Origin of the sequence: Streptomyces sp. NPDC048172 (assembly GCF_043202595.1) — a bacterium.
Lineage (GTDB): Bacteria > Actinomycetota > Actinomycetes > Streptomycetales > Streptomycetaceae > Streptomyces.
This window is the reverse complement of the sequence record NZ_JBIDAT010000001.1, coordinates 380,682-393,725: the sequence shown is the minus strand read 5'-3', so window position 1 is coordinate 393,725 and position 13,044 is coordinate 380,682. Positions and strand designations below refer to the sequence as shown.

General features: G+C 70.2%; 11 protein-coding genes. 3 read left to right on the top strand and 8 right to left on the bottom strand.

Going from position 1 to position 13,044, the window contains the following annotated elements; all coding sequences use genetic code 11:
- The first annotated feature begins 37 nt into the window (after positions 1 to 37).
- Positions 38 to 532, top strand: a complete 495-nt coding sequence (locus ACGF3A_RS01865; RefSeq protein WP_393724733.1) for a carboxymuconolactone decarboxylase family protein — start codon at positions 38 to 40, stop codon at positions 530 to 532.
- A complete protein-coding gene (locus ACGF3A_RS01860) occupies positions 529 to 1,260 on the top strand; it encodes an isocitrate lyase/phosphoenolpyruvate mutase family protein (RefSeq protein ID WP_393724731.1) in 732 nt (243 codons plus the stop codon). The genes ACGF3A_RS01865 and ACGF3A_RS01860 overlap by 4 nt, the downstream gene beginning before the upstream one ends.
- 10 nt (positions 1,261 to 1,270) lie before the next feature.
- Here ACGF3A_RS01860 and ACGF3A_RS01855 read toward each other — a convergent pair whose 3' ends face one another.
- The 7 genes from ACGF3A_RS01855 to ACGF3A_RS01825 all read right to left on the bottom strand — a co-directional run bounded on the left by ACGF3A_RS01855 (position 1,271) and on the right by ACGF3A_RS01825 (position 10,876).
- Complete coding sequence (locus ACGF3A_RS01855; protein ID WP_393724729.1) at positions 1,271 to 2,320, bottom strand: CopD family protein; 1,050 nt, start codon at positions 2,318 to 2,320, stop codon at positions 1,271 to 1,273.
- Positions 2,321 to 2,402: 82 nt separating this feature from the next.
- Positions 2,403 to 3,356 (bottom strand): ABC transporter substrate-binding protein, encoded by a 954-nt coding sequence (locus ACGF3A_RS01850; protein ID WP_393724727.1) that lies wholly within the window; start codon positions 3,354 to 3,356, stop codon positions 2,403 to 2,405.
- Between the two features lie 121 nt (positions 3,357 to 3,477).
- On the bottom strand, positions 3,478 to 4,440 hold the full coding sequence (locus ACGF3A_RS01845) for a glycine betaine ABC transporter substrate-binding protein (RefSeq protein ID WP_393724725.1): 963 nt from the start codon (positions 4,438 to 4,440) through the stop codon (positions 3,478 to 3,480).
- Positions 4,441 to 4,496: 56 nt separating this feature from the next.
- Positions 4,497 to 6,536 (bottom strand): ABC transporter permease, encoded by a 2,040-nt coding sequence (locus ACGF3A_RS01840; RefSeq protein ID WP_393724724.1) that lies wholly within the window; start codon positions 6,534 to 6,536, stop codon positions 4,497 to 4,499.
- Between the two features lie 76 nt (positions 6,537 to 6,612).
- Entirely contained in the window at positions 6,613 to 7,752 is a 1,140-nt protein-coding gene (locus ACGF3A_RS01835) for a glycine betaine/L-proline ABC transporter ATP-binding protein (RefSeq protein ID WP_393724722.1), read from the bottom strand.
- Complete coding sequence (locus ACGF3A_RS01830) at positions 7,752 to 9,299, bottom strand: GMC family oxidoreductase (protein ID WP_393724720.1); 1,548 nt, start codon at positions 9,297 to 9,299, stop codon at positions 7,752 to 7,754. Before ACGF3A_RS01830 ends, ACGF3A_RS01835 begins: the two co-directional genes overlap by 1 nt.
- A gap of 74 nt (positions 9,300 to 9,373) precedes the next feature.
- Positions 9,374 to 10,876 (bottom strand): aldehyde dehydrogenase family protein, encoded by a 1,503-nt coding sequence (locus ACGF3A_RS01825; RefSeq protein WP_393724718.1) that lies wholly within the window; start codon positions 10,874 to 10,876, stop codon positions 9,374 to 9,376.
- 379 nt (positions 10,877 to 11,255) lie between these two features.
- On the opposite strand from ACGF3A_RS01825, the gene ACGF3A_RS01820 reads away from it, so the two are divergent.
- Positions 11,256 to 11,894, top strand: a complete 639-nt coding sequence (locus ACGF3A_RS01820) for a hypothetical protein (protein ID WP_393724716.1) — start codon at positions 11,256 to 11,258, stop codon at positions 11,892 to 11,894.
- Between the two features lie 63 nt (positions 11,895 to 11,957).
- On the opposite strand, the gene ACGF3A_RS01815 is transcribed toward ACGF3A_RS01820, so the two are convergent.
- The gene (locus ACGF3A_RS01815) at positions 11,958 to 12,890 is read right to left on the bottom strand and encodes a LysR family transcriptional regulator (protein ID WP_393724714.1); all 933 of its coding nucleotides are present in this window, start codon (positions 12,888 to 12,890) and stop codon (positions 11,958 to 11,960) included.
- Between the last annotated feature and the right edge of the window lie 154 nt (positions 12,891 to 13,044).

The following is a 13,044-nucleotide window of genomic DNA, read 5'->3' as shown; positions in this document are numbered from 1 at the left end:
CATAGCGAGGGCCCATTGCCGCTCTAGGCTCGGGTCCATGACGTCCACGACCACGCACGCACACGGACCCCACGGACCCCGGATGAACCTCTGGAAGCTCGCCCCGGAGGTCTACGAGGGGATGTCCGCCTTCCAGGCCGCGGCCGCCAAGGGCCTCGACCCGACTGTCTCCGAGCTGGTGAAGATCCGCGCCTCGCAGATCAACCGCTGCGCGTTCTGCCTCGACATGCACTACAACGAGGCCCGCGATCTGGGCGAGACGCAGCAGCGCCTCGACCTGCTGACCGCCTGGGACGAGGTCGGCGAGCTGTTCACGGCGCGCGAGAAGGCCGCGCTGGCGCTGACCGAGGCGATGACGGAGCTGACCGACGGCTTCGTCCCCGACGAGGTGTACGCGCGGGCGGCCGAGCACTTCGACGAGACCGAACTGGCCCATCTGATCGCCCAGATCGTCGCCATCAACTCCTGGAACCGCTTCCAGGTGACGACGCGGGCCGTGCCGATGAGCCTCCAGCGCAAGGACGACGCATGAGCAGCCACGCGGACCTCTTCCGGTCCCTGCACGAGAAGCGGCCGACGGCGGCCGGTGAGCCGCTGGTCCTGCCGGGCCCCTGGGACGCGGCGAGCGCCCGCGCGTTCGCCGGGGCGGGCTTCCCGGCGCTGGCGACGCCGAGCCACGGGGTGGCGGAGTCGCTGGGGTACGAGGACGGGGAGTGCCCGGCGGAGGAGATGTTCGCCGCCGTGGCGCGGATCGTGCGGGCCGTGGACGTCCCGGTGACCGCCGACATCGAGCGCGGGTACGGGCTGCCGCCGCGCGAGATCGTGGAGCGGCTCCTGGAGACGGGTGCCGTGGGCTGCAACCTGGAGGACACCGAGGACGGCACCCTGGTCGGGCCCGCGCGCCAGGCCGACTTCCTCGCGGAGGTCCGCGCGGCGGGCGACGCCGGGACCCTCTTCCTCAACGCCCGGATCGACAGCTATCTGCGGGGCACGGCCGATCCGCTGGCCGACGCGCTGGAGCGGGGACGGCGCTACGTCGAGGCGGGCGCCGACGGCGTCTACCCCATCGCGGCACCGCTCGCCGACCTGACGGTCCTCGCCCGCGAGCTGCCGGTACCGGTGAACGCGATCAGCGTCCCCCAGACCGCGCCCCCCGCCGAACTGGGCGCGGCGGGAGCGGCCCGGGTCACCTTCGGCGGCAGCCTCGCGCTGCGTACGTTCGCGGGCGTCGCGGAGCTGGCGGCCGAGCTGCGCGGCTAGGGCAGCGGGCTCAGTTCTGGGGCGGTACCGGTGCGACCGTCAGCAGGGCTGAGAGGACCAGGACGGCGCCGAGTGCGGCCAGTTCGGCGGCGGTCGGGCGCAGTACGGCGCCGTACGTCGTGCCCTTGTCGCGGCTCTTGACCAGGACGTGCCGCGCGAAGAGGGCACAGATGGCGACGGCCGCGACGAGGACGAGCTTGGCGATGAGCGTACGGCCGTAGGCCGAGGAGAAGACCTGGTCGAGCGGGAGGCGGCGCAGGGTGCTGAAGGTGCCGGTGACGCAGATGGCCGCGAAGAGCCAGAACGCGCGGCGGGCGTAGGCGGCGAGGAGGGCGCGGGCCGCGCCGGGTTCGCCGTGCCAGGCGCGCATCGTGCGCAGGACCTGGATGAGGCCGCCGGTCCACAGGATCGTCGAGGTGAGGTGGACGAGGGTGAGAGCGATGCCGATCGCCGGGGTGTTCGTTTCCGGGTGTGCCCGGAACGCCTCGCACAGGACGACGCCCGCCAGCGGCACGCACGCCCACACGGGGCGGCGGTAGAAGAGCAGCAGGGCCGAGAGCAGGAAGCCGTTGGCCTCCAGGAAGGCGATGCGGCCGTCCCGCGTGCCGTAGATCTCGCTGAGCTGGGGCAGGCCCGCGGTGAGCGAGCCGTCGCGGGCCGCCGCCATGGAGGCGAGGCCGAGCGCGGCGATCATCCCGGCGATCGCCGCGTACGTGCCCCAGGGGCGGGGCGAGCGGTCGCCGAGACCGCCGGGCAGGGTGCGGGCGACGCCCCTCGCGAGCCGCTCCCCGGCGACCTCTCCGATCTGCACGCAGAGCGCGACGAAGAGGACGGAGCGCAGCACGGTCAGTTTGCCGCCCCCGGGTATCTGGAGGTCGTGCGTGCTGTCCGTGGTGAGGTCCGTGCCGGTGAGCGCGACGACGGTGAGCACCGCCACGCAGGCCAGGACGAGGACCGCGGGCAGGTGGCGCCGTCTTCGGACAGCACGCTGTGCCCTGTGCCTGCCCTGCTGAGGGCTGGGGGCACCGGGGACGCGGGGAGACGAATCGGGCTGAGTCACGCACCCAATTCTGCCTGTGCCCCGCGCCGTGCGGACCGGCCGGTGCCGACCGGCCGGTCCGCACGGCCGGTGCCCCGTGTGGTCAGTCCTGCTCGATCCCCCAGAGCCAGACCTTCCAGGTCTCGGGGTTGGCCTTGATCCATTTCACGGCGGCGGCGCGGGGCGACATGCCGTCCTTGGCGATCATGCGGGCGACCTCGTTCTGGTCGTCCTCGCCCCACTGGAAGTTCTTGAGGAACTTCGCGGCGTTGCCGTTCTTCTTGCTGAAGGCCTTGTTGAGGTACTTCTTCAGCGGGGTCTCGGGGTAGCCGCAGGTGAGGGTGCGCGGGTCGTCGTCGCAGCCCTCGTAGTGCGCGGGGAGGGGGATCTCCTTGAGCTTGGCCTCGTTCGCCAGCCAGTGCGGGCGCCACCAGTAGGTGAGGAACGGCTCGCGCCGCGCGGTGCGCTTCTGGATCTCGGCGATCTGCGCCTTCTCCGAACCGGCGTACACCGCCTTGTAGTTGAGGCGGAGCGTCCGGATGAGCGTCTCGTCGTGGGTGAGGAACTCCGGGGAGCCCTCCAGGAGCTGTCCCTTGCCGCCGCTGCGGGCGGTGCGGAAGAGGGGGGCGAGGCGGTTGAGCTTCTTCCAGTCGGTGAGCTCGGGGTGCTTGTCCAGGACGTACTCGGGGACGTACCAGCCGATCTTGCCGGTGACGCCGACCTGCCCGGCGGGGACGACGGTGTCCTTCTTGTTGATGTACTTCTTCTCCAGGTCCGGATGTCCCCAGTCCTCAAGAATGGCGTCCGCCTTGCCTTCGCCGAGTGCGCTCCAGGAATCCTTCTCGTCCATACGGCGCACTTTCACGTCGTATCCGAGTTTCTTCTCCAGCAGATAGCGGGCAACCGCGACATTCGCCTGTCCACCCGTCCACGTGGGTTCGGTGAGGACTACGGATTCGGCTTTGTCCGCCGATTCTCCGGAGCATGCGGTGAGGGCGAGAGGGGCGATTATCGCGAGCGTGACGGCTATCGTCCGGCGCGGGGGTGTGACAGACATGGTGCGCGTCGTTCCAGGTGGTGGGGGCAGCGAGCTGCCGAGGCTGGGCCCCCAAGATCATAACGGCCCCCGGAAAGCGAGGCTTTCCGGGGGCCGTTGTGCACGGTCGGTTATCGACGCGTCACTTCTTCTTCGGGATCCACTTCTCCCAGGTGGACTTGTTGTCCTTAATCCACTTCTCGGCCGCGTCCTCCGGGTCCATCTTCTTCCCGGCGATCATCTCGGCGACCGTGTTCTGGTCCTTGGTGGTCCACTTGAAGTTCTTGATGAACTTCGCAGCGTCACTGTCGCTGTCCGCGAAGTCCTTGTTCATGAACTTCTCGAGCTGGTTGGTCTCGTAGCCGCACTTGGCCTTCGACGCCGGGATCTCGCAGCCCTTGGTGTACTTCGGGAGCTTGACCTCGACCATGTCGATCTGGTTGTTCATCCACTGCGGCTCCCACCAGTAGGTGAGGAACGGCTTCTTGGCGTCGTACAGCCGCTTCAGCTCCTTGAGCTGCGCGGCCTCGGCGCCCGAGGGGATGTGCTTGAACTTCATCCCGAGGTTCTTGATGAGCTCCTTGTCGTGCTGGGAGTACGACGGAGCGGCACCGATGAAGTGACCCAGGTCCCCGGACTCGGAGGTCTTGAAGTCCTTGTAGTGCTTGTTGAGGTTCTTGTAGTCCTTGACCACGTCGGGGTTCTTGTCCGCGTAGTACTTCGGCACGAACCAGCCGATGTGGCCGACGACGCCGAGGTCGCCGCCGGAGACGACGGTCTTCTTCTCCTCGACGTACTTCTTCTGCTTCTTCGGGACGCCGTGCCAGTCCTCGAGGATGGCGTCGGCCTTGCCGCTGTCGAGCGCGTCGAAGGCGACGGGCTCGTCCATCTGCTTGGCCTCGACCTTGACGTCCAGCTCGTCCTCCATGAGCTTCTTGACGACGGCCGCGTTGGCGGAGGCACCGACCCACGACGGCTCGGCGAGGACGACCTTGTCGTCGCCGCCACCGCCGCTCTTGGTGTCGGCGGCGCAGGCGGACATCGACAGGACGCCGAGGGCGCCGATTCCGGCGATGACGGTGGTACGTATGCGCTTGGAATTCATGAGTGCTGTGTCTCTTCCTCTGGAGGAGCGGGGGGTGTCCTGAATGACGGGGGTCTTCACTCGCGGCCTCGGCGGGTGCCCGGCTGGGAGAGCCGGTCGAGCATGATCCCGAGGCAGACGATCGCGACGCCGGCCGGGAAGCCCTGCGACAGCTGGCCCTTCGAGAGGCCCTGCACGACCTGGTAGCCGAGCGCGCCGCCGCCGATGAGGCCCGCGATGACGACCATCGACAGCACCAGGACGACGCCCTGGTTCAGCGCGACGAGCATCGACTTGCGCGCCAGCGGCAGCTGGACCCCGAAGAGCTGCTGCCTGCTGGTGGCCCCGAGCGAGGTCGAGGCCTCCATGGAGGCCGGGTCGACCTGGCGCAGCCCCTGCGCGGTGATGCGGATGACGGCGGGCGCGGCGTAGATGATGGCGGCGAGGATGCCGCCCGTACGGTTCTGGCCGACCAGCGCGATCACCGGGATCAGGTACACGAACTGCGGCATCGTCTGCATCGTGTCGAGCACCGGGCGCATGATCCGCTCGGCCCGGTCGACGCGCGCGGAGAGGATGCCCAGGAGCACGCCGACGACGAGCGTCAGCAGCAGACCGGCGAGGACCTGCGAGAGGGTGTCCATCCCGATCTCCCACAGCCCCATCCAGCCGACGAGGCCCAGGCAGACGACGCCCGCGAGGGCGGCGCGCCAGGAGCTGACCAGCCAGCCGATGACGGCGACGAGCAGCGCCAGCGCCCACCACGGGGTGGCGAGCAGGCCGTCGCGCAGCGGGTTGAGGATGTAGTCCGTGAAGCCCTCGGCCCAGGTGAACGTGCCGCCGAGGACCGGGATGCCGGAGCCGAGGTGGTCGGTGAACCAGTTGACCGCGTCGTCGATCGAGTTCGCCCAGTCCACGGTCCAGCCGTCGGGCCACTCGCCCTCGCCGAGCGAGGAGCCGATCGCGGCGAAGAGCCCGATCAGCACGACGATCCCGCCCCAGGCGGCCTTGCGCACCCGGTCCGCGCTCTTGGAGACCCCGGCCTTGACGACGTCGTCGAGCCGCTCGCCCGCGGCCGCCGTCGTACGGTCGAGCAGCACGGCGATCAGTACGACCGCGGCACCGGCGATCAGCGCCTTGCCGATCTTCAGCGCGCCGAGCGCCTGGTAGATCTCGTCACCGAGGCCGCCGCCGCCGATCAGCGAGGCCAGCACGACCATGGAGAGACACATCATGATCGTCTGGTTGAGGCCCAGCATCATCTGCTTGCGGGCCAGCGGCAGCCGGGCCGTGAAGAGCCGCTGCCGGGAGTTGGCGCCCAGCGAGGTGGACGCCTCCATGGCCGCCGGGTCGGCCTGGCGCAGGCCCAGCGAGGTGAGGCGGGCCATCGGCGGAGCCGCGTAGATCACGGTCGCGAGCAGCGCGGAGGGCACGCCGACGCCGAACATCAGCAGCAGCGGCAGCAGGAACGCGAACGCGGGCATGACCTGCATCGTGTCCAGCACGGGCCGCAGGATCTTCTCGAACCGGTCCGAGAGGCCGGAGGCGAGGCCGAGGAGGAAGCCGAGCAGCGAGGCGGCGATCACGGCGCCGACCATCAGCGCCAGCGTCTCCATCGTGGGCTCCCACACGCCCAGCACGCCGCAGACGATGAACACGCCGAGGCCGGTGAGCCCGGTGCGCAGCGCCCGCTTGGAGAGGTCGGCGCCGCCGGCCGCCCAGGCGATCAGGGTGCCGACGACGGTGACGCCGATGTAGCCCATCGAGTCGAAGAGGCTGACGAGCGCGTCGTAGGAGCTCTCCGCCGCGTTGCTGAAATGCAGCAGGAAGTAGAGGAAGAGCCAGTGGGTCTCGCGGTTGTCGACGAGCCAGTCGTCGAGGTCGTCGAGCGGCGTCCTGACGTCGGCCGTCAGCGAGCCGGGCCAGGACGCGTTGCTGACCACGAAGGCGCTGACGATGACGACGAGGACCGCCGCCGCGAGCACCATGGCGCGGGGGCTCGCCAGGAAGCGGGCCATGAGGCCGTTGCCGCCGGGCGGGGTCGGCGCGCCGCCGGTCCCTGCCTTCGGGGCCACGGGCTGTGCGGGTTCGTCCTTGGCGAGGGTCGGGGAGCTCATATCAGGCCCCCCTCACCAGGATGGGACTCGCCGGAGCGGGGCCCGCCGGAGCAGGACCCGCCGGTGCGCGGAGTGCTCATACCGCCGCCACCTCCCGCTCGGTGCCCTCGCCCGCGTCGCCGTTCCCGCCGCCGTTCTCGTCGAGCTTGGCGACGACGGTGAGCAGCGCGGCGTAGTCGACGATGCCGACGGTGCGGCCGTCCTCGACGACGCGGCAGTGCTCACCGGTGCGGGCGACGGTCTCGATGGCGTCGGACACCAGGGTGTCGGGGCCGATCTCGGTGCCGGTCGTGGTCTCCGGGGTGCCCGCGTCGACGGGACGCATGGCGCGGCGCACGGAGATGACCTGCTCGCGGGGGACGTCGCGGACGAAGTCGCGGACGTAGTCGTCGGCCGGGTTGGCGACGATCTCCTCGGGGGTGCCGAGCTGCACGATCCCGCCGTCGCGCATCAGCGCGATGCGGTCGCCGAGGAGCAGGGCCTCGGAGAGGTCGTGGGTGATGAAGATCATCGTCCGGCCCTCCTCGCGGTGCAGCCGGATGACCTCCTCCTGCATGTCGCGGCGGATCAGCGGGTCCAGCGCGCTGAACGGCTCGTCGAAGAGCAGGACCTCAGGGTCGACGGCGAGGGCGCGGGCGAGGCCGACGCGCTGCTGCTGGCCGCCGGAGAGCTGGCCGGGGCGGCGCTCGCCGAGCCCTTCGAGGCCGACCTTCTCGACCATCGCCGCGGCCTTGGCGCGGCGCTCCTCCTTGCCCATGCCCTGGATCTCCAGGCCGTAGGCGACGTTGTCGATCACCGAACGGTGGGGCAGCAGGCCGAAGTTCTGGAACACCATCGAGGCGCGGTGCCTACGCACCTCGCGGAGCTGCTCCTTGTCCATGCCGACGACGTCCTCGCCGTCCAGGATGATCTCGCCGGAGGTGGGCTCGATCAGCCGGGTCAGGCAGCGTACGAGCGTGGACTTGCCGGAGCCCGAGAGGCCCATGACGACGAAGACCTCGCCCTTCTGCACGTCGAAGGAGACGTCGCGGACGGCCGCGGTGCAGCCGGTCTTCTCGCGCAGCTCGGCCTGGGAGAGGCCGGTGACGGAGGAGTCGCCGGGGATCCGGTCGGCCTTCGGGCCGAAGACCTTCCACAGCTTGCGGACGGAGAACACCGGGCCGCCGCCCGTATCGGCGGGGCTGGTCTCGGAGCGCTCGGTGCGGGGCTCGGACATCACGCAACACCTCCCGGTGCCGTCGTCGAATGGGGTCGGATGAGATCGGCCGCCTTCTCGCCGAGCATCAGCACGCCGATCATCGGGTTGACGGCGGGCATGGTCGGGAAGACGGAGGCGTCGGCGATGCGGATGCCCTCCAGGCCGCGGACGCGCAGCTCGGGGTCGACGACCGCGAGTTCGTCGGAGACGGCGCCCATCCGGCAGGTGCCCGCCGGGTGGTAGACGGTGTGCGCCACCTTGCGCGCGTACTCGCTGAGGTCCTCGTCGGAGGTGACCTCGGGACCGGGCGCGACCTCGCGCTTGAGCCACTTGGCGAACGGCTCGGCCTGCGCGACCTTACGGGCGAGCTTGATGCCGTCGACCAGCGTCCGCCCGTCGTAGTCGCCCTCGTCCTCGAAGTACTTGAAGTCCAGCGCGGGCTTGACCTCGGGGTCGGCGGACGTCAGGTAGACGCGGCCGCGCGAGCGGGACTTGGGGATGTTCGGGGTCATCGACACGCCGTGCTCGGGGCGTTCGTAGCCCAGTCGCTCCGGGTTGTCGGTGAAGGGGATCTGGTAGAAGTGGAACATCAGGTCCGGGCCCTCGTGGTTCGGGTCCCGGCGGACGAAGAGTCCCGCGTCGGAGTCCATCGCGGAGTTGCCGGGGATGGGCCCGTTGGTCTCCCAGACGATGACCGACTCGGGGTGGTCGATCAGGTTCTCGCCCACGCCCTGGAGGTCGTGGACGACGGGTATCCCGAGCGCCTCCAGATCCTGCCCGCGGCCGACCCCGGAGAGGTTGAGCAGCCGCGGGGTGTCGACGGCCCCGGCGCAGACGATGACCTCGCGCCCGGCGGTCAGCAGCGTCTCGGTGCCGTCCTTGGCCCGGACGTGGACGCCCTTGGCCGTCTTCCCGTCCAGCTCCAGCCGGTACGCCCAGGTCTCCAGCAGGATGTGCAGGTTGGGGCGGTCACCGGCCTCGATGTGCTCGTGGAGGTAGGCGACGGAGGCGGAGGAGCGCTTGTTGTCCTCCGGGTGGTACGAGAGGTCGAAGAAGCCGACGCCCTCGTAGAACGGCTGGTCGTTGAAGCCGACGACCTCGGGGACGTCCAGCGCGTCCTTGGCGGCGTCGATCCAGTCCTGCGCGATGGCGTTCTGGTCCTTCTTGGCGACGCGCACGACGTTGTTGCGCAGCTTGCCGAAGTAGGGGTCCATGGCCTTGGCGTTCCAGCCCGCGGCGCCCGCCTTCTCCCACTCGTCCCAGTCGGAGGGGAGCGGCTTGAAGGAGATGAGGGTGTTGTGCGACGAGCAGCCGCCGAGCACCTTGGCGCGGCTGTGCAGGATGTGCGAGTTGCCGCGCGGCTGCTCGGTGGTCGTGTACTCGTAGTCGTACTCGCCGCCGAGCAGGCCGAGCCACTTGCGCAGCGTCAGCACCTCGGGCTTGTCGATGTCGGTGGGGCCGCCCTCGATGAGGGCGACGGTGACGTCCGGATCCTCGGTGAGGCGCGCGGCGATCACCGAACCGGCCGTTCCACCACCGACGATCACGTAGTCATAGCTGGACATAGGGGTCTTGCTCCTTGGGGGGTTGAGCTCCACGTACACGAGGGCCGCCGGGCCCGGGGTTCGGTGCGGGTCGGTCAGCCCGCGAACCACCGGACGGGCGCGGGGCGCAGGTTCTCGTACACATGCTTGGTCTCGCGGTACTCGGCCAGGCCGTGGGGGCCGAGCTCGCGGCCGACGCCGGACTTGCCGAAGCCTCCCCACTCGGCCTGCGGCAGGTACGGGTGGAAGTCGTTGATCCACACGGTGCCGTGGCGCAGTCGCGCGGCGACGCGTCGCGCGCGTGCCGTATCGCCGGAGAAGACGGCACCTGCGAGGCCGTACTCAGTGTCATTGGCAAGCGTTACAGCTTCGTCCTCCGTGCTGAAGCTCTCTACAGTCACGATTGGACCAAAGGTCTCCTCGCGGACGACCTTCATGCCGCGGTGGCAGTCGTCGAGGACGGTGGGGGCGTAGAAGTAGCCGCCCTCGGGCCGCACGTCGGACGGCTTGGGGCGCTCGCCGCCGCTGCGCAGCACGGCACCCTCGGCGAGCGCGCTCGCGACGTACGCCTCGACCTTGTCCAGCTGCTGCTGGGAGACGAGCGGTCCGCACTCGACGCCGTCCTCGGTACCGCGGCCCAGCTTGATCTTCTGGGCGCGGGAGGCGAGTTCGGCGACGAAGCGCTCCTTGACGGACTCCTCGACGATGAGCCGGGCGCCCGCGGAGCAGACCTGGCCGCTGTGGATGAACGCGGCGTTGAGGGCCTGGTCGACGGCGGTGTCGAAGCCCTCCTCGGTCGCACAGGCGTCCGCGAAGACGACGTTGGGGTTCTTGCCGCCGAGTTCGAGGGCGACCTTCTTGGCGCCCGCGATGGCCGCGGAGCCCGCCTTGGTGCCGCTGACCAGTCCGCCGGTGAAGGAGAACAGGTCCACGTCCGGGTGCTCGGCCATCCGCTGGCCGACCGGGAGGCCCGCGCCGGTCACGATGTTCGCCACGCCGTCGGGGAGTCCGGCCTCCACCAGCAGCTTGACCAGGTGCACGGTCGAGAGGGGGGTGACCTCGCTGGGCTTGATGACGAAGGTGTTGCCCGCCGCGAGCGCCGGGGCGACCTTCCAGCTCGCCTGGAGAAGGGGGTAGTTCCAGGGCGTGACCAGCGCGCAGACGCCCACGGGTTCGTGGACGATCACGCTGTGCACGTCGGCGCTGCCCGCGTCGACGACACGGCCGCCGGACTCATTCATGACGAGGTCGGCGAAGTAGCGGAAGGCGTTGGTCACGTCGTCGACGTCGACGCGGCCCTCTTCCAGGGTCTTTCCGGTGTCCCGCGACTCCATCAGCGCGATGTCCTCGCGGTCGCGCTGCAGCAGCTCGGCCACGCGGCGCAGCAGCTCGGCGCGTTCGGCGGTCGGGGTGGACGGCCACTCGCCGTCGTCGAACGCACGGCGGGCCGCGGCCACGGCGGCATCGGTGTCCTCCGTGCCGCCCTCGGCGACAACGGTGAGGATGGTGGCGTCAGCGGGGTCCAGAATCTCCCGCGTGCCACCGGACGTGGCGGTGCGCCACACTCCGCCTACGTGAATGCTCTCCAACACGGACACCTTGGGTACTGCCTTCCATAACCGAAATGTTCCTCGCCATGCCCCTGGGCAGATGGCAAGACCGACACCTGCCCCCCCTCCCGGATCTCATGTCTGGAATTCGCTAACAAGTGGGCTTCGTCACTGGCCGAAGTGCGCGGGGCGGGGGCGGAACGTACGGTAAATGGGTCCATATGCCCTCATTCCCGGTCGGCTGCCCCGTGGCCGCCGGGCGAGGATCGGAGCTTGGGACATGCGAAAGCAGCACCGCACAGCGCTGGCTCTGGCCGTATGCGCTGCGACAACGGCGGGAGGCGCGCTACAGACCCAGGCGAGTGCCGCCCCGCGCACGGAGAGTGACCTCGACGGCCTCTCGGGGCAGGAGATCGCGCGGAAAGCCGTGAAAGAGCTGAATTCCGCTTCCTCGCTGCGGCTGAAAATGAAGGCCCGGGATCTGGAGCTGAATCTCACCCTCGACGAAAAGGCGAATTGCGCCGGAAAGATCACCATTCCGGGCAAGGGGTCCGTCAAGCTGATCAAGCGGGGCGGAACGGTGTGGATGAAGCCCAGCGCCGCGTTCTGGCGGCACGAGATCGGCGGCGCGGCGGGCGAGTCGGCCGCCGATCGCTTCAAGGGCCGCTACATCAAGGGCAGTTCGGACGAGGCCCTGCTCGGCGGCAACGGCCTCGCCACCGCCTGCGACCTCGACGCCTTCCGCGCCTCCGCGGGCGCCGACACCGAGCGCGGCCCCGGCCGCTGGAAGCGCGGCGGCCCGACGGAGATCAAGGGCCACGACGCGGTCGCCGTCACGCGCGTACGGGACGACGTCAAGGTCAGGATGCTCGTCGCGGAGCACGGCAAGCCGTACCCGCTGAAGCTGGAGCGCGAGGCGGGCCCCGAGCACGACCAGATCCGCCTCGGCCGCTACGACCGCCCGGTGCCGGACAAGGCGCCGCCGCGCGAGAAGACGGTGGACGTCTCGGAGCTGCGGGAGCAGCTGGGCGAGCAGGAGCAGGAGGGGCCCTCGGAGGAGGTGTAGGGGAGGTGTAGGGGAGCGCCCGAGGGGGATCGGGGGCACGGGGGGGGCTCCCGGTCGTACGCCCTACGCGGTTCCCGCCCCCTCCCCCGCGAACTCGGCGGCGATCTCGCGGACGCGGCGGCGCAGCCACATGTGTGCCGGGTCCTTCTCGTCGCGCGGGTGCCACGCCTGGGCGATCGGCAGGTCCGGCAGGTCCAGCGGGATCTCGAACGCCACCAGGCCCAGCCGCTTCCGCTGCCAGGCCGCCAGCCGCCGCCCCGTACGCCCCACCAGGTCCGTGTCCGCCACGACGAGCATGGCGGCGGTGAAGGTCGGCACCGACGCCACCACCCGGCGCCGCAGGCCGCGTTCGGCCAGCAGGTCGTCGATCGGGCCGTGCAGTCTGCCGCGCCGTGACGCGGTGATGTGCGCGGCGGCGGCGTACCGCTCCGGCGTGATCCCCCCGTCCCGTACCTCCAGCAGCGGGTGACCGGCGCGGACGACGCCGACGTTGTCGTCCGTGAACACGTGCTCCACGCGCGTCTCGGGCGCCGGGCCGTGCACGACGCCGATCTCCAGGTCGGCGCGGCCCTCGCGGAGCGCCGTCGCGTCGCCGGGCCCCTCCGGCACGAGCCGCAGCGCGACGCCGGGCGCCTCCTCCCGTACGCGCTCCAGCAGCCGCATCCCGATCGAGGAGAGCAGCGCGTCGTCGGCCAGCAGCGTGAACGTCCTCTCCAGCGTGGCCAGTTCGAGCGGGCTGTCCGCGGTGAAGACGGCGGTGGCCCGCTCGACCACCTCCCGCACCTCCTCGCGCAGCTCCAGCGCACGCGGCGTGGGCACCATCCCCCGGCCCGACCGCACCAGCACGGGATCGCCGAGCGCCTTACGGATCCGGGTGAGCGTACGGCTCATCGCGGGCGGCGAGAGGTGCAGCCGCTGCGCCGCGCCGGTCACGCTGCCCTCCGCGAGCAGGGCGTCGAGGGCCGTCAGCAGGTTCAGATCGAGCTTGGATTGCATGGGGCGCAATTATTGCTTGAAAAGGTTGCAATTGTGGTAATCGATGCAGCCTGCCTACGGTGTCGGTGCGACGGGATGCGGCGGCCGCGACCTCCCGTGAGCGACGCGCGTGAGCCACGCGCGAGCGAACTCCCTCCCCTTCTCCTGGATTTGA

What these genes read in the sequence shown, in the direction of transcription:
- ACGF3A_RS01835 (WP_393724722.1), bottom strand. Translation starts at nt 7,752, where the DNA reads ATGTCCGAGCCCCGCACCGAGCGCTCCGAGACCAGCCCCGCCGATACG.
- ACGF3A_RS01860 (WP_393724731.1), top strand. Translation starts at nt 529, where the DNA reads ATGAGCAGCCACGCGGACCTCTTCCGGTCCCTGCACGAGAAGCGGCCG.
- ACGF3A_RS01830 (WP_393724720.1), bottom strand. Translation starts at nt 9,299, where the DNA reads ATGTCCAGCTATGACTACGTGATCGTCGGTGGTGGAACGGCCGGTTCG.
- ACGF3A_RS01865 (WP_393724733.1), top strand. Translation starts at nt 38, where the DNA reads ATGACGTCCACGACCACGCACGCACACGGACCCCACGGACCCCGGATG.
- ACGF3A_RS01815 (WP_393724714.1), bottom strand. Translation starts at nt 12,890, where the DNA reads ATGCAATCCAAGCTCGATCTGAACCTGCTGACGGCCCTCGACGCCCTG.
- ACGF3A_RS01845 (WP_393724725.1), bottom strand. Translation starts at nt 4,440, where the DNA reads ATGAATTCCAAGCGCATACGTACCACCGTCATCGCCGGAATCGGCGCC.
- ACGF3A_RS01850 (WP_393724727.1), bottom strand. Translation starts at nt 3,356, where the DNA reads ATGTCTGTCACACCCCCGCGCCGGACGATAGCCGTCACGCTCGCGATA.
- ACGF3A_RS01840 (WP_393724724.1), bottom strand. Translation starts at nt 6,536, where the DNA reads ATGAGCTCCCCGACCCTCGCCAAGGACGAACCCGCACAGCCCGTGGCC.